This window comes from Bacillus sp. EB106-04-02-XG92, from assembly GCF_058791995.1.
Genome location: NZ_JBYTEA010000011.1, coordinates 33,806 through 54,895 on the forward strand (window position 1 = coordinate 33,806; position 21,090 = coordinate 54,895).

General features: G+C 34.9%; 15 protein-coding genes. 5 read left to right on the forward strand and 10 right to left on the reverse strand.

The genetic code is table 11. The features are described from left to right. Positions 1-65: 65 nt before the first annotated feature. Both AC3WVA_RS22400 and AC3WVA_RS22405 read right to left on the reverse strand, forming a co-directional pair. A complete protein-coding gene (locus AC3WVA_RS22400) occupies positions 66-2,711 on the reverse strand; it encodes an S-layer homology domain-containing protein (RefSeq protein WP_098881396.1) in 2,646 nt (881 codons plus the stop codon). A gap of 541 nt (positions 2,712-3,252) precedes the next feature. Continuing rightward, the gene (locus AC3WVA_RS22405) at positions 3,253-5,100 is read right to left on the reverse strand and encodes an S-layer homology domain-containing protein (RefSeq protein WP_098520006.1); all 1,848 of its coding nucleotides are present in this window, start codon (positions 5,098-5,100) and stop codon (positions 3,253-3,255) included. 263 nt (positions 5,101-5,363) lie between these two features. Between AC3WVA_RS22405 and AC3WVA_RS22410 the strand changes: the two genes are divergently transcribed. Continuing rightward, a complete protein-coding gene (locus tag AC3WVA_RS22410) occupies positions 5,364-6,797 on the forward strand; it encodes a glycosyltransferase family 39 protein (RefSeq protein WP_492322187.1) in 1,434 nt (477 codons plus the stop codon). Positions 6,798-6,810: 13 nt separating this feature from the next. On the opposite strand, the gene csaB is transcribed toward AC3WVA_RS22410, so the two are convergent. After that, positions 6,811-7,899, reverse strand: a complete 1,089-nt coding sequence (gene csaB, locus AC3WVA_RS22415; RefSeq protein ID WP_071759228.1) for a polysaccharide pyruvyl transferase CsaB — start codon at positions 7,897-7,899, stop codon at positions 6,811-6,813. A gap of 130 nt (positions 7,900-8,029) precedes the next feature. Next, positions 8,030-9,550 (reverse strand): putative polysaccharide biosynthesis protein, encoded by a 1,521-nt coding sequence (locus tag AC3WVA_RS22420; RefSeq protein ID WP_071759229.1) that lies wholly within the window; start codon positions 9,548-9,550, stop codon positions 8,030-8,032. 251 nt (positions 9,551-9,801) lie between these two features. Here AC3WVA_RS22420 and secA2 point away from each other — a divergent pair, with 251 nt between their 5' ends. Both secA2 and AC3WVA_RS22430 read left to right on the forward strand, forming a co-directional pair. Then, positions 9,802-12,165 (forward strand): accessory Sec system translocase SecA2, encoded by a 2,364-nt coding sequence (gene secA2 / locus AC3WVA_RS22425; RefSeq protein ID WP_071759230.1) that lies wholly within the window; start codon positions 9,802-9,804, stop codon positions 12,163-12,165. 13 nt (positions 12,166-12,178) lie between these two features. Then, a complete protein-coding gene (locus tag AC3WVA_RS22430; RefSeq protein ID WP_141539423.1) occupies positions 12,179-13,057 on the forward strand; it encodes an accessory Sec system S-layer assembly protein in 879 nt (292 codons plus the stop codon). A gap of 92 nt (positions 13,058-13,149) precedes the next feature. On the opposite strand, the gene AC3WVA_RS22435 is transcribed toward AC3WVA_RS22430, so the two are convergent. Next, positions 13,150-13,509 carry a hypothetical protein gene (locus AC3WVA_RS22435; protein WP_048526421.1) on the reverse strand — a complete coding sequence of 120 codons (360 nt, stop codon included), beginning with the start codon at positions 13,507-13,509 and terminating at the stop codon, positions 13,150-13,152. Between the two features lie 218 nt (positions 13,510-13,727). Then, positions 13,728-15,206, reverse strand: a complete 1,479-nt coding sequence (locus AC3WVA_RS22440) for a SulP family inorganic anion transporter (protein WP_098881394.1) — start codon at positions 15,204-15,206, stop codon at positions 13,728-13,730. Between the two features lie 186 nt (positions 15,207-15,392). On the opposite strand from AC3WVA_RS22440, the gene AC3WVA_RS22445 reads away from it, so the two are divergent. Beyond that, positions 15,393-15,857 carry a hypothetical protein gene (locus tag AC3WVA_RS22445; protein ID WP_098254869.1) on the forward strand — a complete coding sequence of 155 codons (465 nt, stop codon included), beginning with the start codon at positions 15,393-15,395 and terminating at the stop codon, positions 15,855-15,857. A gap of 149 nt (positions 15,858-16,006) precedes the next feature. On the opposite strand, the gene AC3WVA_RS22450 is transcribed toward AC3WVA_RS22445, so the two are convergent. Next, positions 16,007-16,141, reverse strand: a complete 135-nt coding sequence (locus AC3WVA_RS22450) for a hypothetical protein (protein ID WP_257192421.1) — start codon at positions 16,139-16,141, stop codon at positions 16,007-16,009. A 186-nt stretch (positions 16,142-16,327) separates the two neighbouring features. Here AC3WVA_RS22450 and AC3WVA_RS22455 point away from each other — a divergent pair, with 186 nt between their 5' ends. Then, positions 16,328-16,525: a hypothetical protein gene (locus AC3WVA_RS22455; RefSeq protein WP_001098287.1), complete on the forward strand. Its 198-nt coding sequence runs from the start codon at positions 16,328-16,330 to the stop codon at positions 16,523-16,525. Between the two features lie 578 nt (positions 16,526-17,103). Here the strand turns inward: AC3WVA_RS22455 and AC3WVA_RS22460 are convergent. From AC3WVA_RS22460 to AC3WVA_RS22470, 3 genes are all read right to left on the reverse strand, one after another. Further along, positions 17,104-18,660: a fatty acid--CoA ligase gene (locus AC3WVA_RS22460; RefSeq protein WP_098881393.1), complete on the reverse strand. Its 1,557-nt coding sequence runs from the start codon at positions 18,658-18,660 to the stop codon at positions 17,104-17,106. Positions 18,661-19,026: 366 nt separating this feature from the next. After that, a complete protein-coding gene (locus tag AC3WVA_RS22465; RefSeq protein WP_492322188.1) occupies positions 19,027-20,517 on the reverse strand; it encodes a coproporphyrinogen III oxidase in 1,491 nt (496 codons plus the stop codon). A 141-nt stretch (positions 20,518-20,658) separates the two neighbouring features. Beyond that, positions 20,659-21,090 (reverse strand): LPXTG cell wall anchor domain-containing protein (locus AC3WVA_RS22470; protein WP_492322189.1); only part of this gene is annotated, 432 nt, incomplete at its 5' end.

Below are 21,090 nucleotides of genomic sequence, written 5' to 3' on the forward strand. Positions count from 1 at the left end.
GAAAAACCCCTTGTAGGAAATTTCCTACAAGGGGTTTTCATCAATAATAGATATAGAATCTATTATTATTTAGCAACTACAGCAGTTGATGCAGTTACGTTACCAAGTGATAACTTGTTACCTGCAGCATCTGTAATATTGATTTCTGGGTTGTATGCACCTTTTGGTACTACACTAATTGTTGCAGCTTGAGCAACGTTTAGATCTTTTTCAGTTGTTAAGTAAACAACATTTTTCTCTTTTTCGCCGCCATGCTTAATACCTTTAACTGCTGCATTGTTGCCATTTACAACAACTTTTAAGTCATTGATAAATTGAGCGTCATCTGCAGCGAACTCTTTAACGTTTTCATTAAATGTAACTTTAATTGTGTTTGAAACTTCAGCTTCATTCGTAGCTTTCACATAAACAGCGCTTGCTAATTTTGGAGCTGTGTTATCAGAGAATTTAATTAAGCTTTCAACTGGAGCTTTTGTTTGAGCGTTAGCTACTACTTTGCTTCCAGAAGCAGTTAATACGTTTGTGCTAATTGTAAATTTAGCATCTTGAGCTTTTGCGAAATAGTTTTTAGGTAAAGAAATCTTAACGATTTGTTTGTTACCAACGAATTCTGCAGTTGTACCTGCTGGTAATGCTTTACCGTCAATTTTGTAATTCTCTACATCTTTCGCGTTACCGCTCATGTCTTCACCATAATTTACAGTGATTACATCGCCTGCGATTGAAATAATGTCAGCAGTTTTTTCTACAACAGGTGTTACGATACCTGTTTTACCAACAGTTGTAATAAATGCTTCGTTGCTATTTGTGTTTACAGAATAAGAAGCTAACTCCTCATTTTTAGCAAACTTAATAGCACCAGCTTTTAATTCTACTGAGTAAGGCTCATCTGTTACTTTACCATTATTAGGAGTAACTTTTAATACGTCACCTTCAGCTACGAAAGTAGATTCTACAACTACTCCGCCTTTGTCACGTACTACGATTTGATTAGCATCATTCACAGCAATTTTACCATTGAATTTAACTAGTAAGTTATTACCTTCAATTTTGTTTAAGCTATCAGTAGATACTTTTGGTGTAGCAGTATCTTCAGTTAAAGAAACATTCATATCAACTGGTTTACCAAGTAAGTTTACAGTATCTTTGAAGTTTTTAAGGTTAACACTTAAGTCAACGTTCTTTTCACCGCTTGCATATAATGGGTTACGAGCATCCTTTGTATCTTCTTTAATAGAAACGATGTATGAAGTTGCATCTTGTGGATCAATTGTAAATTGTACTACACCGTTACCACCAACCGTATCATATGCTGCTGTCGGGAATGTGTAGTTACCTTTTTTCACAGTTACTTCTGGGTGTTGGCTTAATGGCTCAGAGAATGTAACTTTGAAAGAACGGTTGTTAATTGCTTTAACTGATTTCACTTCTGGTGCTGTTGTATCAGAAGCTACAGTGTATTTTGTAGTTAAGATTGATGCTTTATTAGCATTTACGCGTAATGTATCTTCAGCATCGTATACAACTACTTCATGATCGCCTTTTGCGAAGATTCCTTTATCAGCAATTGCAGAAGTTGTTAAAGTGTATACACCTGGTGTTTTACTTGCAACTTTTGCACCTTCGATTTTAACGCCGTCAATTTTAACGTCAGCAGTTTCTTTTACTGGTTTGTTAAATGTTAATTCAACTGCGTTACCAACTACGCGTGCACCTAATAATTCTGGAGCTTTTGAATCAGAGAATGTCTTTTCTGAATCAAGGTATTTTTCTACAGGTTTTGAATCAGCACCTAATACGCCTGTAGTTGAATGTACTGCATATTTGTCAGAGTTAGCAAATGCTTTGCCAGCTACTAATTTGAACGTTACGCTCTTACCGTCTTTTGAAAGAACACCTTTTTTACCAGCTTCACCTTCAAAATCAGCAGATGTTAAATCAGCACCATTTTGTTTGAAAATGTAGTTACCTTCGTTAATTGCAGATTTTTCATTTACTGGGTTTGTGAATGTAACTTTAATTTCTTGCGCGTTGATTGCACTTACAGATTCAACTTTAGCATCTGTTTTTACTTCTGGATGATAGTTCATAGCATTGTAGATGAACTGAGCAGCTTGCTCACGAGTTACAACAGCGTTTGGATTGAATTTGCCTTCACCTTCACCAGCGATAAGACCTAGGCTTGCAAGAGTTTCAATTGAAGATTTTGCAGTTGCCCAAGATAAACCATCGATGTCATTGAAAGTTTTTTTGTTGTTTTCGTCAGCTTTGAAACCGTATGCGTTAACAAGAAGCTGTGCCATTTGTGCACGAGTTAACTTATCTTTTGGACCGAATTTATTGTCGCCTAAACCACCCATGATTTTGTTAGCTTCAGCAGCTGCAACGAATTGAGCATACCATTCTTTTTCATCTACATCTGTAAATGGAGTTTTTGTTGAACCAGTTTCGATACCTTTCGCTTTTACCATGAAAGTAGCTACTTGAGCACGAGTTACATCTTCACCAAATCCGAATAGGCCATCACCCATACCTGAGATAATACCTTTTGCAGCCATAGCGTTGATTGCATCTGCAGACCAATGTCCTTTAGGAACATCTTTAAATGCACTTTCTTCTGCTGCTGTAGCAACTGGAGCTACTACGCCAGCCACCATTGCAGCTGTCATTGTACCAGCCATTAATTTGTTAAAAGACTTATTTTTTGCCATTGATTTATTTCCTCCTTGAGAAATATAATACTAGCTTTAGAAATATGTATTTGAAAAACTAGTTATTTACTAAATTCATATATTAATTTACAAACACTTTTTGAAAAATAGTAATTTATCAGCCATAATAAATACTATCTTTTTCCAAAAAGTTAAACCATGTATATAATACGTCATAATTCTTTTTTTTAAAAGATTTTTTTATCGCATAATTCGACAAATTTATAATGTTTGTCGAATTGTATATTTATCAACTTTTCTAATATGTAAACGTATATACATCGTTTGTATTTAATATACAAATAGCATTATAGCACATAATACAAATGAAATGACAATCTACACTTTTTAAAATTATCGACATCCTTCGACAACAATTAGCTTTATTTTTGTTATTTTGTCGAATTATTTGTTATTATTTTCTATAAAACGGAATTTTTTTCATATAAATGTTATTAAATAGCATTTTACTCATTCTTGCATCTTATTCGAAAAACAAAAAGACTGATCACCTAAGTGATCAGTCTTTTTGTTTTCTTTATTAATGTTTTACGTACTGCACATTTTCTTTTGCAACATACGCTTCATTTACAGCAGGATCATCAGAAATGATTTTAACCCATGCTTGTCCATTTATCGTTTCTTCGCCTGTAATCGTAACAACTTTATTTGCTGCTAAGTTATACAGTCGTTCATTCGACGTACGAGGATCTTTTTTCGCTTCTACCTTATTCGTTACACGTGCAAGCTTATATTTGTTGTACTCTTTTTTACCTAAGTACGAATCAAAACGGAACATATGCCCAGCTACTTTTTTACCCCAGTTTGCATCAGATGCATATTTCATATTTAAACCGCCTGCTTTATCACCTGTATATGTTGCAGTATAACGCCAATGTCCTGGATTTAAATAACCTTCACTCATATATACTTTTGCAGCATGTTCAATACAATCTTCTTTTGAATTAAATGATAGACCGTTACCAAATGGACTATTATCTGTTGCATTTAAGCCAAATAAATTATTTTTTTCTCGTGCAAGCCTACTTGTCCCAAAATCACTCTCATGAGCGGCTAATGAATATAGGAATAATGCATTTACATTATACTTACTTTCTACTTCTTTAAATTTCGCACCTAAACCGATCAATGGAGAATCGGCTTTAACTGATTTTATATAACTATCTAATTGTTCTGCTGTGTACTCTGTTTTCGTACGTAATGATACGTAATTAAAATATTGATAGAATGTTTCATTTCCGAATGTTTTTCCATCTACACTATACATTGATTGCCCTTGCTTCATGAAAGAAGGGGCTGCACCAAATCTATATTCTGTATATTTAGGTGTGCTTGTATTATACGTGAAATATCTGTGATATAAATATCCATCTGATTTTACGTAATAAGATGACTTCTTCATTTCATTTTCAGGAATTAAAGTAACTTCATTTTTCTTTACATAACCAGTTAGGTCAGAGAGTTGCACTTTCACACGATCTTCTCCAACTTCTAACACTTTAAATTCAGTTCCATACTGAATGTACGTATATACTGTTTGTAAATTATCACCGTACACATTAATTGTATCTCCAGAAATTTGCTTCGCCGCGGCAAAGCCACCTTTAATCCATACGTATTCATTTTCATATTTCACTGCATTGATGCCTTTATTTTGTGCGGCTGTAACAGCTTCTTTATATGTAGTGTAACGCTCTACTATTTTGCCTGCATCATTTAACAATACATAATTCTTTGTTTCTACTGGTGTTTCCCCACCATTATTTCCAATTTTATCAAGCATTAAGTTCAGCATCGCCGAAGCCATACCTCTTGTTGCTGATAATTGTGGTCTAAATGTATTATCTTCTGGGTATCCACTAATAATTTTAGTAGCTACCATAACTTGTACATGTTCTTTATAGTTAATACGATTTGTATCAGCAAATGTAAGTGGGTTTACAGTTACTTTAATATTTTTATAGTCTAATGCATGTTTTACCATTACTGCCATTTCTTCACGTGTAATCACATCGTTTGGTGCAAAAGTCTCAGGACTACGCCCTTTAATAATTCCTGCTCCGAATGCTCTACTTACACCGTCATATAAGCCGTATGATTTAGGCACATCATTAAAATTCGAATCTGCTTGTGGAAGTTGCAGGGCTTTCGCTACTAATGTAGCAAACTCCGCTCTCGTTATCTCTTTGTCAGGTAAATATACATTATTTCCATACCCTGACATAATGCCTTTATTAATAAGAGTACGCATATGCTGCTCAAATAGATGACCTGTAATATCATCACTCGCCGCATAACTTGAAATAGGAGTTAAAAGCAATGACCCCGTTAACGCAACTGCTGTAATACCTTTTGAAAATTTCTTCACGGTTATGTAATCCTCCTCGTAATCTACGAATTTATTATTCCAACACCGATTATATACTAATTATATAAACATGATAAACAAAAATTAACATACAGCCATTTTAAAATAAGTATTTTATTATACAAAAATAACGTATTCCCTACTAACCTTCTTATGTATCCCCTTCCTTTTACAACCGTGAAACCCTTTATGATATAATGACGTAGTTATTTCTGTTTATATAGAAATAACTACAAAGATATTACATACGACGGAGGATCATTATGCCTAGATTATATGCATTTGCATTTAAATCACTGCAAATATTAACATTGTTATTTTTTGTAATGACTCTTATATACTCATTGCAATTTTTAATAACTGAACCGAAGTACAATCATCCCTATTTCCTTATAGTGGCACTTATCATCGTTCTAATCGGTATTATATTCATGTCTATCATCGTGAATCGATTTTTCACTCAAACACAATTTATCATATTTCTTTGTTTACTAGCATTCACCCTTCGTCTCGCATGGGTGTTAACAGTTCAAACAAATGTCGTACAAGATTTCGAACAAATGTATAACGGAGCCGTTGATGCAGCAAATAACAATTTCTCATTCGCAGACAAAGCATATTTTACTACTTGGGTATATCAATTAGGCTTTACAATGCACCAAGCTGGTGTCATCAAATTGTTTGGTGAAGGTGTACTCGCGATAAAATTATTAAACATACTGTACTGCACTGGCATTACGTACTTTATATACCGCATAGCTACGCATCTATTTAATGAATTTAGCGGTAGAGTTGCCGCACTTATTTTCGCAGTGTACATTCCTAACATTATGATGACTTCTGTACTAACAAATCAGCATCTCGCAACATTTCTATTCTATGCTGGTTTTTATCTTCTCGTAAAAAAAGGAATCTCGCATTCATATGCATGGATATTCGTTAGTATCCTTATTGCATTTGGCGATATTATGAGACCGATTGGTATTGTTATTTTACTAGCTCTCATTCTTTTCTTACTGATCACTCATATAATTGGTGATCAAAAATTGAATAAAAAAATGGTTATATCAAAGCTAATTGGCATGATTGGCATTTTTTATATCGTGCATTTCATCTTTAGCTATACATTAATCGCTACAGGGGTTACACAATATCCATTGTCTAGTAGAGACCCTTATTGGAAATTTGTAGTCGGATTCAATCCTGAAACAACAGGTGGATTTTCTTTCCCTGACCATAAACTTGTTTTTCAATATCCAATTGGCGAGGAACGTTTCGAAATTGAAAAACAGCTCATTAAAGAAAGAACTTCCGATAAAGGACAACTATTATTGTTATTCAAAGATAAATTTAAAGTTATGTGGGGAGATTATGACGCAGCCATTTATTGGGGATTAGAAGGACATCCAAAACCCGAATTATCAAAATTACTGTGGACGTTAGAAAGATTATGCTACGTAAGCATGTGCCTATTCGCTTGCATAGCTTCTATGAAAACGATAAAAGAACAACGAAATAAAACGTTACTGTTCTTCTCATTATTAATTTTAGGTTACGCAGGCGTGCACTTCTTCATTGAAATTCAATCGCGTTATCGCTACTTTATCATACCGACATTTATGATCATACAAGGTTACGGTGTCTATCTCATTACACAATATACGAAAGAAAGATTTCGACGTAAAGAAATACACTAACAAAAAAAACACTCTACTTTTTCTGTAGAGTGTTTTTTTCTATATGATAAATAATTTTCTGAGCCGCTTGTTCTCCTTGAAGTTGCAGCTCATCTACTCTTCTTTGCAGAGATTGCTGTATTTCTTCATGCTGCATCACTTGCTTCTTCGCAATTTTATATAAATCGTCAGCACTCCAGTCTCCATCCACACTTCCTATAACCGGTTGATTCACTTGTCTTAAAAATGAATCGATTTTTGGATCGTATGAAATTCCAACCATCGGTGTTTTCGCGACAGCCGAAAAAATAAGAGCATGAAGACGCATACCAATTAAAAGGGTACATTCTGATAAAATAGATATTTTCTCATCAATATCCATTTTATACGGAAGCATATACGTCTCTTCCCCCATTAAATCCACTACATCACGCGAAGCATTTTGATCAAACGGGCCATGCATCGGGACGAATAAAATTTGGTACCCTTCTTGCTTTAATTTTTTTAAAGCAATCGCTAACTTTTTTATATAATCTTCTTTTGCATTCCAGTGACGCACACTCACTGCAATTATTTTCCCATGCAGAGAATGTTTTTGTAGCCAATCTGATTGTTTTTTTCGTTTCCATGTTAAAACTGGATCTGGAACAAGTTCAATATCCCTTTTCATGCCAAGTTCTTTTAAGTATAAAAATGAATCCTCATCTCGAACTGATATATATGCAGCTTTCGACAAATGCCATTTCACTAATAGTCGATTATGCCTTTTGGTGATTGGACCTATTCCTTGTGAATAAATGTAATATGGTTTTTTTAACATACGAGCAAACCCCATAATACCCGTATAGTACAAAATACTTTTTATACTCGTTTTATCTTGGAGGAGGCTCCCTCCGCCACTAATAAGCCCGTCACTTTTTTTAATTGCATCATAAACCGATTTGATACTCCAACGATCCACCGCTTCTACTCCGTACATTTTCCTTGTATAGTCAGGGTCATTTGACAGCACAACGAGTTCAATATTCGGATTCTCTTTATGTAACGATTCAATAATCGATTGTAGAATAGCTTCGTCTCCAACGTTATAAAAACCATAATATCCTGATAAAACTAACCGCACTCTTAATCTCCTCCAACATTTGGTAACCAATTATTTCACACGTCATAACTGGCACCAACTCCTTACCTAAAAAAGCATCATCACAATAAGCCCGTCCGAATTCCAATCCTTACATTTCATATTTCTATATTTATTTTTTCAAAAATGGTATTTGTTTTGTTGATATCCAATTTAATTTCAAAGCACATACCGCATACAAAATTATTGCAATGGTAATTGCTATACCACTATATAATAACGCAATAATTCTTGAAGATGTAACATCTATCATAGTAGATATTTCATATAGTCCTAATCCTAAAATACAAGATACACCTATTACAATAAAAAATCTCCCTATATGAACAGAATAGGAAAGATATTTTCGAATGTACAGATGATTTATGATGCAGATTAACACATATATAATCAATGTACTATACGCCGCTCCATCTATACCAAACTTTCTTGCTAACACAATGTTTAACAATACTTTCACAAAACTTGCACCAATAACAATCCATGCAGCTTGGGCAGAGCGGTTAATTCCTTGTAAAACTCCTATTGATAATACCATAACTGACGTGAAATACGAACTACCAATCATAACAGCTAACATACTGCTTCCTTTCGCATCTGTAAACAATCCCACATTTAACGGAACCGTTAATGCCATTAACCATATCGTTAACGGGGCTGTTAACACATGCATAAGTGAGTTCGTATTTTGAACTGTCATTTTTGCTAAATTCATATCTTTTTTTGCTAGCGCAGACGTTAATAATGGTATTAATGGAAATACAATTGCACTTGCAAAAACAACAATTAATTGTGTAAATGCAGAACCACGGCTATATATACCAAATTGCGCTTGAATTTCGGCCGAAGATCCTTGTAGCACGTGCGGCACTGTCAGCGAATCTACCAAATTTAACAATGGCATGGATAAAGCTCCAATAGCAATTGGAATAGATACTTGCAATATTTTCTTTCCATCTTTTCTCAAATCTCTAAGAGAATATGAATCTCCCTTATAATGGTATGCACTCTTATTATACGTCATACGTAAATAGATAAGTGAACTTATTACCCCAAGAAAAGATCCAATCATTGCCCCACTAGTAATAACAGCACTACTTTCATTCCAATATACTAATATATAAGCGATGATTAACATAAAAAATACTCGTACAAATTGCTCAATGACTTGTGAAACTCCCGTCGGTTTCATATCACCGAAACCTTGAAAATATCCACGATAAACCGCCATATACGGTGCAACGAGTAACGCCAATGACGTAACTAGTAAGGGCCCCCTCGTTTCTTGTCCACCAAGCATACTTGCAATTTCAGTAGAAAATAATATAATCACCAAACATCCAAATGCACCGAAAGCCATTCCTATAATCGATGCAGATTTAAATAACTTTGCAATTTGTTTTTCTTTATTTTTTTCTTTTAACTCTGCAATCAATTTTGAAATTGCTAGCGGAACACCAGCTACTGACAATGTGAGAGCAATCATATATACAGGAAATACGAGGCGAAAAATACCAAGCACTTCATCTCCTGCAATATTTTGTAACGGAATTTGAAAAAAACTACCAAGTAATTTCGACAAAAAAGTTGTAATTGTTAAAATTGCTGCACCTTTTACAAACTTCTTATTCATGTACCTTCTCTTTTCTTTTATACATATATTCTTAAGCGTATTGTTACAAATTATAGAGACCGTATTTTATCTCATTAAATTATCATACCAAATTTCTTATATATTGAATACTTTCTTTTTTACAGCAATTTGAAAGTATACTTACTCCAAAAACGAGTTCACTCAAACTTCCTACCACTTTCCATTTCTACTTTTTTCTAGTATAACTATACTATAATGTATCTATTGTCAGTAAGAGGAGTGTTACAAAAATGCTGAATTCGGTCAAGAAATTATTGGGAGATTCACAAAAAAGAAAGATTAAAAATTATGAACAACTTGTGAATGATATTAATCAATTAGAATCTGTAATGGAAACATTATCAGATGATGAATTACGCCAAAAAACTGTTACTTTCCAACATATGTTACAAAATGGAAAAACAGTTGACGATATAAAAATAGAAGCATTTGCTGTCGTTCGAGAGGCTGCAAAACGAGTGCTTGGTCTTCGTCACTACGATGTTCAGTTAATCGGTGGCCTTGTATTACTAGAAGGAAACATCGCTGAAATGCCTACAGGGGAAGGAAAAACTCTCGTTTCTTCTTTACCTACTTACGTACGTGCTCTTGAGAAAAAAGGTGTTCACGTTATTACAGTAAATGATTATTTAGCAAAGCGTGATAAGGAATTGATTGGACGAGTTCATGAATTTCTTGGGTTAACAGTTGGATTAAATATGGCACAAATGGAATCTATGGACAAAAAACGCGCTTATGAAGCTGATATTACATACGGAATTGGCACTGAGTTTGGTTTCGATTATCTTCGTGACAATATGGCATCATCTAAGTCACAACAAGTACAGCGCCCCTATCACTTTGCTATAATAGATGAGATTGATAGCGTTTTAATTGATGAAGCTAAAACTCCTCTTATTATCGCTGGGAAAAAATCAAGCAGTTCTGATTTCCATCATTTATGCGCGAAAGTAATGAAATCATTCCAAGACACTTTACATTACACTTACGATGCAGAAACAAAAGCATGTAACTTTACAGAAGATGGAATTACAAAGATTGAAGATTTATTTGATATTGATAACTTATATGATATAGAGCATCAAACTTTATATCATTATATGATTCAAGCATTACGTGCACACGTAGCTTTCCAACTAGACGTCGATTATATTATCGAAGACGAAAAAATTATGCTTGTTGATATTTTCACAGGACGTATTATGGATGGTCGCTCTTTAAGTGATGGGTTACATCAAGCACTTGAAGCGAAAGAAGGCTTACCAATTACAGATGAAAATCAAACGCAAGCATCTATTACTATTCAAAATTTCTTCCGTATGTATCCAGCCTTATCTGGTATGACAGGTACTGCAAAAACAGAAGAGAAAGAATTTAACCGCGTATACAATATGGAAGTTATTTCAATTCCAACGAATCGTCCTATACTTCGTGAAGATAAAAAAGACGTCGTATATGTAACAGCCGATGCGAAATATAAAGCTGTCTGTGCAGAAGTAATAAATATACATAAGAAGAAACGCCCTATATTAATTGGTACGATGTCTATCCTTCAATCAGAAGCCGTTGCTCGTTATTTGGATGAAGCGAATTTACCTTATCAATTATTAAATGCAAAAAGTGCTGAACAAGAAGCTGATTTAATTGCATTAGCTGGCAAAAAAGGAAAAATTACAATCGCTACAAACATGGCAGGACGCGGAACGGATATTCTATTAGAAAAAGGTGTTCATGAGCTTGGTGGTTTACATGTAATCGGAACCGAAAGACATGAATCTCGCCGCGTCGATAATCAGTTAAAAGGGAGAGCTGGACGACAAGGCGATCCTGGGAGTTCTCAATTCTTCCTTTCACTAGAAGATGAAATGATGCAACGCTACGCAGGTGAAGAGGTAGAAAAGCTAAAAAAATCACTTAAATCTGATGAAAACGGTTTAATTCTAAATACTAAAATTTATGATTTAATTAACCGTACACAATTAATTTGTGAGGGTAGTCATTTTTCAATGCGTGAATACAACTTGAAATTAGATGATGTCATAAACGACCAACGTAATGTAGTTTATAAACTTCGTAATAACCTTTTAAACGAAGAAGTAAATATGATAGAGATTGTCATTCCAATGATCAAAAATACACTAACTGTTATTGCTAAAGATCATTTATTAGAAGGAATGCTTCCTGAAGAATGGGATTTCACTAAACTAGTAGAAGCTTTAAAAGAAGTTTTATCTACCGAAGAAATTCCAGCATTATCTGCTAATAACGTTCATTCCGCTGAGGACTTACAAGAGCTATTAAAAGATACTCTTACAAGTTATATAGAGCGTATTAAAGATTTAGAAAGTAATGAAGATGCACAAGAAGTATTACGTCAAATTAGCTTGCACTTCCTTGATTCTGGTTGGACAAACCATTTAAGTGCAATGCAACATTTAAAAGAAGGTATTGGCTTAAGACAATACCAACAAGAGGATCCGGCACGCCTTTATCAAAAAGAAGGTTTTGAAATCTTTTTACACACATTTAGCCATTTTGAAAAAGAGGTTGCTTTATATTTAGCAAGATATATAAATGTCCCACAAAATATATAATGAGGTGAATTGCATGCTATCATTTTTAAAAAAGGCAAGAAAAAAAGGTAGAGACTCTGTAATTTCTGGTTCTCAATTATTAGGAACCGAAGAAAATAGTAATCATACAAAAAACGTAAAACCTAACTTATACTTCCATCCTTCTTGGAATGAGGTTTCACAAGAACAGAAGTATATTTATCAATTTTTACACAAATCTTTGCCTACCTTACAAGAAAATCAAATTTCACTAGCTGGTATTGAAAGTAAAAAACATGAAAATGCTTATTATATTACTACCTTCATTCGTAGCAGTGTAAAACATCCAATTCAATTTGAAACTCTTACTCTCTCTTTATTAAATAAAAATGGAGAAACGTGTGCGCGTCAAACATTTGATTTATCACACTTAGAAGAAATCCCATCAAATGTAAATATGCCTTGGACTTTCGTCTTTGAAGAAAATTCAATTACGGGAGCAACGCTATCAGCTGAAGACTGGCAACTAGTATTTGAATTAAAAGGAAAACATTCATTAGATTTAGATCCTATATGGCAAGAAAAGCTACCTGCAAGTGCAATAATAAAATTACAAGAAATTGTTGCTAACTTAAATCCACCTGCAGAAGATGAAATTAACTTCCAAGGGCTAAACGCAGTTGTAGAAGAAAACGGAGATTTGAACGCAACTATTTTAATTCGTAATGGCTATAACCAAAATATAACCCTTGAGCAACTTCCATTGCATATTTCAGATCGCTCTGAATCTACCGTTGCAGAAAGAATATTTGTATTAAAAGATTTTCAAATTAAGGCCAATTCTACGAAACCTTGGACCTTTACATTCCCGGCTGATTCAGTATCAAAAGAACCAATCGATTTATCTAAGTGGAAAGCCTTTATCCCACAATAACCGTCATTACTCGCTAAGCGAATAATCAAAAACGCGTCGTATTCTTTTATGAATACGACGCGTTTTCCTATGTAAACTTTTATGTAATTCAACTACAAACGTTCAATATGATACGCTGCTTCCAACTTACAAAAATCCTCTATATTGTTTACTTCGTGATCTTTTAAAATTTTCAATTGCTCTTCAGTTGGCTCTTCATTAATAAGCTCGTTAATTTTTTCATTCACTTTCACTGCTAACGCTTGATGGAAATCTGGATGTTCTTTCAACTTGTCATCTACTTTATTAATCCAAGTTGACTTTGTATATAGATATTGTTTCCACTGTTCAACAAATTGTTGTATGTCAAACTTTGCTTCGTTCCATTCAATTTCCTTCATATACTTCTCAAAAGAAGCAACGATTGAACGTGTAATCCCGACTTTTACTCCATGTGGTAACTGTTTGTACATCAAATATTCCCTCCAGCTTAAAGCGATTTCTTTTCAGTATAAAGAAATCTTAAAATTCTTACACTTATTATGATAGCATACTGCTAATCTAAGATGTTACTATACTGCTAAGTGTAATAATTGTCAACAGACGTATAACATCCAGATATTCAAATTCAATACATACATATACGAATAATCAAAAACCCTCACATTTTATCACGTGAGGGTCCTTATCTCTAACTTGTTTTGGCCGTTAAAAATTGTAATTGATCCCTCTGCTCAGCACTTGCCATCGTCACAATTATTTGTTCAATACTCGGATGCACTTGCTCCAGCGTCACATTCGCACCTACTTTATCCGATTGCTCAACAAAGTTCAGCAACGCCATTGCGCCCGATACATCCATATAGCGCACATCTTTCATACGTAAAATAACCGGAGACTTTACGTCTTGTAAAGCATAAAAAATACGATCCACTGTTAGGAATGAAAGTGGGCCTTTAATTTTATATGTTGCTTCCTTCTCTTTTACAATAGAAGCTTTACGTTCTTTACATTTCACCATGTATATAATGAACGAAAGAATAATACCGAACGCAACAGCAATCATTAAATCAAACTTCACTGTGACAACCATCGTTACGAGCATAACAATAACATCACCTTTTGGTGCTACATGCATTTTCTTCATGCTTTCCCAATCAAACATGCCAATACCAGTTAAAATTAAAATACCTGATAACACAGCAAGTGGAATGTATTGCACGACTGACCCAAGTCCCATAATGAAAATAAATAATATAACACTATGCATACTTGCTGAAAGCGCCGTTTTACCGCCGCTTCTTATATTCACGATAGACCGTACAGTTGCTCCTGCCCCTGCTAATCCGCCAAACAACCCGCTCACCATATTACCAATACCTTGTCCGACCAGTTCTTTATTACTTTTATGACGTGTCCCCGTCACATTATCCATTACAACCGATGTTAACAACGAGTCAATCGATCCTAATAAAGCAATACTAAGCGCTGGTAAAATAAGTTCTGCGATGCCTGTTCCACTTAAAGATGGAATATGAAGCGTCGGCATCGCTTCTGGAATCGTCCCAATCTTCTCAATCACCTTATTTAATGACAAGTTTCCGATAACCGGTAACTTCACTGTAAGCCCTTCTAACGCCGAAGAAAATAAAGGAAGCATAGTTGTCACACCTACTAATGCAACTAAACTAGATGGAATCGCCTTAATCCACTTTCCAGAAACAATCATGACAATAATCGTTAATACTACGAGTAGAAAACTATTTTGCACATGCTTTATTTCACCTAAAATAATAATTAATGCGATACCGTTCATAAATCCTGAAACGACAGAATATGGGATATATCGAACGTAAGAACCAAGCTTACATACACCAAATAAAATTTGAAACAGTCCCGCCATCATAAACGCTATAAAACTCGCCTCTAATCCGTGCGTTGCAATAACTCCTGTTGCGATAACGGTAATCGGTCCAGTTGGCCCTGTAACTTGTCCAGGTGTACCACCAAATAACGCCGCAAATAAACCTGCAAAAATCGCACCATACAATCCGACTAGTGCACCCTCAGACGTTCCCGTTGCTGCAATACCAAATGCAATGGCAAGTGGCAACGCAACAATCGCAACAGTAAAACCTGCTAAACATTCCTTTGCTATTTTTTGAAACATATAAATAACCACCTTCACATTAAGTCCACATTCCATTGTACACCTAAAAGAATACATTCGTTAGTCCACTTTTTACAGTATCGTGACGTAAACGCATTCAATTATAGCCTCTCCTTACCTTTGGAAACCATTATAACTATGCTATAATAGATAAATTAAATCTTTTATTATATATTTGGAGGCACTATGCTAACTTTTGAAGAAAAATTATCAATCATTGAATCTTTCCCTGAATTAGAAAGAAAAAACGTATCATTAAAACGCGTGAACTTTCACTTTGAAGAAAGTCGTTTAGATAAAAAGAACGTTGTTTATCACTTACATCCAAACGGAAACGGATTTGTATATGCAAGTGGTATTAAAGGTTACAAAACGGATGATAAAGGTATGGTTAACATCCGCGAGTTTTCAGCAGATGAATTACGCTCAGTAATCGAGCAATCAATTGAATTACTTTCACAAGAAGAAGTAGTAGTTCCTGTAGAACCTGCGAAAGAAGAAGAATGGCATAACGAAGACGGTCATATCCTTACTCTTATCTCAGAGGACGATATGTGGAACGTGTACGCTGGTGTAAACTTAGACGGTACATTCAACTCTTATCCAGAAGCTGCGGAATACCTTGATGAAGAAGGATTTTCACGTAAATAAAAGTAGAAAGTGGGCATTCCAACATGACCATCAAACAATGTTGCGAACCCCATTTCATTCAACGATTTTTATAACAATAAAAACCCCTCAAACATTCATATGCTTGAGGGGTTTTTAACCAAAAAGTAGAACCGCTGAAAGTTCTTACATTAAGAACAAAGTGGAATTATTCCTAAACCAATTAATAGAGCTGCAGCTACTGCTGGAATTGGTACAGGAATTTGAATACCTTCTACAAATAAGAAGTATTGACCACTTACTATTTTAAAACAAACTAATTGCATGGCTATTCCTCCCTTCTGTTAAATTAATACATTATATTAATTAATATTATTATCTATATAATTAAATATTTCGTTTTCAAAAAGTTACTATGTTACAATCTCTTCACCTTTCTTTTTCACTATATAAACTCCTTCCTCACACTATCTCTATTAATTTTCATAACATGATTTAGAGGAGGATTAAAAATGAATACAACTGCTAGATTAGTAAATTGGAAAGAGCATGGAGATATGATTATTTTGGAATGTGAATCAAATGGAAAACGCTTTGAGATATCAACGTATAAACAAAGAATATATAATGCCCACCTTTTGTCAGATGACGTGTATGTTCGTTTAGATTCATCTGATAATATAATTGGAATAAATATTTATAAAAAATAAGAAAAGCCCCCTATTTGTAGGCGGGCTTTTCCTTTATTATAAAATAACAAAGTATACTCCCTTTTTCTTATGAAGTTTATGTAATTATACATATTCACAAAAAATAAACTAAATGAATATTACATGTAGTAAAATAAAATCTGTGGACACGTTCTATAAAGCAGATTCTTTTAAAAGGCGTAACATATCAATCATTATAGGGGATGTGGCGTTACTCCAATACTAAGTTTAAATCTCTTTTATTTTTTAAACTAACAATTAGTGTATATAGACGATTCTGTTTTATAGTATGTGTTTACACTTATAACAAAGGGGTAATACGGATAGAATCGTATGAAATGAAAATGGTTCAAGTCGGAAAGAGGCACCTTAGGGTGTCTTTTTTTGTACATTACATCCCTTTAGTTCTTTCACATTGTTTCAAATACATAAATTACTCTTCTTTACAAAGAAACGAGAATTAAGTGAAGATTGATTGATCTTCACTTAATTCTCCACCTCTACAAAAGAACAAAGATATTGCTTCGTCTATTTAAAAACAGGCGAAAATCACATAGGTATAGTACATCCGGCACTTTCTATTTTTTCGCACCTTTCAATGACTCTCTCAGGACAAATTTTTGTAATTTTCCACTCGCATTACGCGGAAGTTCATCCACAAATAAATAATGACGCGGACGTTTATAATCCGCTAATTCATCACTTTCTTTACAATATATTTCTAAATCATTTTCTGTAATCGCTTCATCTTTCTTTACGACAACAGCCACAACACGTTCTCCCCATAATTCATCTGGCTCGCCAAGCACCGCAACATCTAATACACCAGGATGACTATGAAGGAAATCTTCAATTTCACGTGGATAAATATTAACGCCTCCGCTAATTACCATATCATCCACACGATCTGCGACGAATAAATAGCCATCTTTATCGAAGTAACCTAAATCACCAGAGTGATACCATCCTTTATACATCGATTTTGCATTTGCTTCTTCTCGGTTATGATAACCAGCCATCATAGTTGGGCCGCGCAAAATAATCTCCCCTACTTCATAAGGAGGTAATACATCATCTGGTTCTGCTGGTGCATCCTCGCTTGGTTTTACAATTCGAATTTCATGACTAAAGCACGGTGTTCCCGCTGAACCTGCTTTCGTAATTTGATCTTCTTCTACGAGAAACGCAACAACCGGTCCCATTTCTGTCATTCCGTATATTTGTACAAGATCAATATAAAGACGTTCTTTACATTCTTTCACTAGTGCTGGAGCCATCGCCGCTCCTCCATATATACCAATCTTCATCGATGTTAAATCGTACTGCGTTAAATCTTTTTGCAGTAACATATTCCACATCGTCGGTGCTGCAAAAAATGTCGTAATCTTCTCTTCTTGAATCGTATGTAATACTCTATCTGTATCAAAGTGATGTAAAATAACATTCTTTCCACCAACTTGAATGCGCGGAATGATTCCAGCGTTTAACTCACCACAATGATATAAAGGCGCCACTACAAGCCCGGCACTATCTCTATTATATTTTAAGAAATACGTACAAATCATACTATGCTCAGCCATTTCACGATGGCGATGTAGTACGCCTTTCGGATGACCTGTCGTACCGCTCGTATATAGCATAGAACAATAATCCATTTCATCAATTTCAATATCTACTTTGTCAGAAGATGCTGCATTCACTTTTTCATGGTAAGAACTAGCATAGGAAGGTGTATCGTCTTCTACATACCAAAAAGACGAATTTGGAAAATCCCGTTCAATGATAGCAACAGTTGATTCAACCGCTTTTTCAAAGACTACTACTTTCGAGGCTGCGTCCTGGAGAATATACGATAACTCTTTTGCTTTTAAACGGAAGTTAATCGGGTTAAAGATTGCCCCAATTTTCGCACAGGCTAAGTAAACGTTTACAAACTCACGGCAATTATATAAGTAAACAGATACAGTATCTCCCTTTCTTACCCCTTCTTTCAATAAAGCTTGCGCCGTTTTATTTATTTGCTCATCCCACTCTTTATACGTCCAGCGAATATTTTTTTCCGGCTCTACTAACGCCTCTTTATTCGGATACTTACCAACAGCTAAATCGAATATTCTCCCTATCGTCATGTACATGCCAACAATTTCCCCCTTTTCTCTTTCATAAATCTATCATTTCGTCCATAAGTAGACATTGTCCTTTAATGATTTGACTAATTTTTCTGATTATTATCGACATAGTTTTACAAAAGGTTCCGCTTGTCGGTAAGTGAAATTATATCAGCGATTTTTTGAATATATCAATCGTAAATTGAAATATATCAGCGATTTTTCGAATATATCGACCGTAACTCCATTTATATCAGCGATTTTTCGAATATATCGACTTACCGACAAAAACTGACAAAATAAAGTGGAACTTTAATCGGCCTACACCGATTGGTTCCCGCAAATAGCAGGATAAAAAAGAGGCTATTCCAAATTGGAACAACCTCTTTCTTCTTATACAAATAGCTCTTCTAAAATTTTCAGTTTATCTTCTGTATATTTTACGAAGCCATCGTTATATGATTTTGGATCTTTCGGATTTGCGAAGTGCGTAATTGCACCTGTCTTCGGATGAACAAATTTACTTGATGCACCACAGCCAAGTCCTATAATTGATTGAACTTCTTCCATAATAACAATGTTGTAAATACTTTCTTGCGTCGGCATTGCATAACCAACGTTCTCTAAGTTACCTAAAATATTCTTTTGACGGTATAGGTAATATGGTACGTAATTATGCTTTTGCGTCCACTCTTCTGCTTCGTGCATCATCGCTGTAATTTCTTCGCGACCTGCTACTTTATATTTACGTTTGTTTTGCGTCATTTCAGAAGCACGTTTGAATGATAACGTATGAACTGTTAACGATTCTGGCATTAACTTTTCTGTTTCATCTAACGTATGCTTGAAAATATCTAACCCTTCACCAGGAAGACCAATAATTAAGTCCATATTAATATTGTTCATTCCCATTTCACGAGCTAAATGATACTTCTCAATTGTTTCTTCTACAGTATGGTGACGTCCGATTGCTTTTAATGTTTCTTGATGGTATGACTGCGGATTAATACTAATACGGTCAATATTCCATTTATTTAACACTTCTAGCTTCGCTGGCGTAATTGTATCTGGGCGACCTGCCTCAACTGTTACCTCACGCACATTTTTCACATCTGGGAACGCTTCATACATTTCTTCATACAGCATATCCATCTCTTCTGCTGTAATACTTGTCGGTGTACCGCCGCCGTAATAAATCGTCGTAACTGTTACACCTTTTTCTTTTAAAAACTTACCAATTTCGCGAACTTCATAATGTAAACCACCTAAGAATGAATCAACAGAGCCTTGGCGTCCATTAATTGCATAAGCCGGGAATGTACAATATGCACATTTTGTTGGGCAGAATGGAATACCGATATAAATACTTACTTCCTCTTTCAAACGGTATAAATCTGGAACTACCGCTAATTGGCAATCAACAATACGCTGAAGAAGTTCAATTTTCTCTTCATGAATTAAATAGCTTTCACGAAGTTCTTGATGCGCTTCTTCTTTTGACATACCATTTTGAAGCATTTTATGAAGAAGTTTCGTCGGACGAACTCCCGTTAAAATACCCCAGCTTTGTTCAATGCCAGTTAACTGCTGAAGAACAGAAAGATATACATAAGAAACAACGTGTTTCACTTGCTTCATACGCTCTTTTTCATCTGTGAAAGCAGATAAATCTTTTGCGAATGTTTCTTCATACACATTTCTAGTCGCAACATCTGTTAAACGAGCAGATGCTTTTACATTCTCTTCAATGTGTATATCAACGATAAGATTTGCTTCCTCTTGTTCAAATCCAATCGTACTATCTTCAAAAAATAAGCCGCTAATATTTTGCAGCGGACGTAAAAAACGATCATCTTGTAACGTTTTAATTGAAATTAACAACATTATCACCTTTTCATTTGCAAACTCTCTTTAGTTTACTTGAAGGGCGTTTGCAGGTCAATACAGAAGGTTTTACCTTATTTCTTCTATTTAAAAACTTAAAGGCAGAAAAGATAACATTCTCTTCTGCCTTTTATAAACCTATTAGCCATTTTTAGTCATAAATCTTAAACGCATTCCTAATAACAAAAGAATTACACCTATAAATGGAAGGTAATTTGTATTATGCCCTGTAGCTGGAAGTTTTTGATTATTGGAACTGCCTTGCTCTTTTTCTGGTAAGTTAGGCTTTCCTACTTCTTCACCTGGCTTTTCTGTTTCTCCACCTGACGTTTCTGTTCCTTCACCCGGTTTCTCTGTTTCTTCACCTGGCGTTTCTGTTTCTCCACCCGGTGTTTCTGTTTCTCCACCTGGCGTTTCTGTCTCTCCACCTGGCGTTTCTGTCTCTCCACCTGGCGTTTCTGTCTCTCCACCTGGCGTTTCTGTTTCTCCACCTGGCGTTTCTGTTTCTCCACCTGGCGTTTCTGTCTCTCCACCTGGCGTTTCTGTCTCTCCACCTGGCGTTTCTGTCTCTCC

What these genes read in the sequence shown, in the direction of transcription:
- secA2 (WP_071759230.1), top strand. Translation starts at nt 9,802, where the DNA reads ATGCTGAATTCGGTCAAGAAATTATTGGGAGATTCACAAAAAAGAAAG.
- AC3WVA_RS22400 (WP_098881396.1), bottom strand. Translation starts at nt 2,711, where the DNA reads ATGGCAAAAAATAAGTCTTTTAACAAATTAATGGCTGGTACAATGACA.
- AC3WVA_RS22440 (WP_098881394.1), bottom strand. Translation starts at nt 15,206, where the DNA reads ATGTTTCAAAAAATAGCAAAGGAATGTTTAGCAGGTTTTACTGTTGCG.
- AC3WVA_RS22445 (WP_098254869.1), top strand. Translation starts at nt 15,393, where the DNA reads ATGCTAACTTTTGAAGAAAAATTATCAATCATTGAATCTTTCCCTGAA.
- AC3WVA_RS22455 (WP_001098287.1), top strand. Translation starts at nt 16,328, where the DNA reads ATGAATACAACTGCTAGATTAGTAAATTGGAAAGAGCATGGAGATATG.
- AC3WVA_RS22420 (WP_071759229.1), bottom strand. Translation starts at nt 9,550, where the DNA reads ATGAATAAGAAGTTTGTAAAAGGTGCAGCAATTTTAACAATTACAACT.
- AC3WVA_RS22460 (WP_098881393.1), bottom strand. Translation starts at nt 18,660, where the DNA reads ATGTACATGACGATAGGGAGAATATTCGATTTAGCTGTTGGTAAGTAT.
- AC3WVA_RS22450 (WP_257192421.1), bottom strand. Translation starts at nt 16,141, where the DNA reads ATGCAATTAGTTTGTTTTAAAATAGTAAGTGGTCAATACTTCTTATTT.
- AC3WVA_RS22465 (WP_492322188.1), bottom strand. Translation starts at nt 20,517, where the DNA reads ATGTTGTTAATTTCAATTAAAACGTTACAAGATGATCGTTTTTTACGT.
- AC3WVA_RS22435 (WP_048526421.1), bottom strand. Translation starts at nt 13,509, where the DNA reads ATGTACAAACAGTTACCACATGGAGTAAAAGTCGGGATTACACGTTCA.
- AC3WVA_RS22410 (WP_492322187.1), top strand. Translation starts at nt 5,364, where the DNA reads ATGCCTAGATTATATGCATTTGCATTTAAATCACTGCAAATATTAACA.
- AC3WVA_RS22430 (WP_141539423.1), top strand. Translation starts at nt 12,179, where the DNA reads ATGCTATCATTTTTAAAAAAGGCAAGAAAAAAAGGTAGAGACTCTGTA.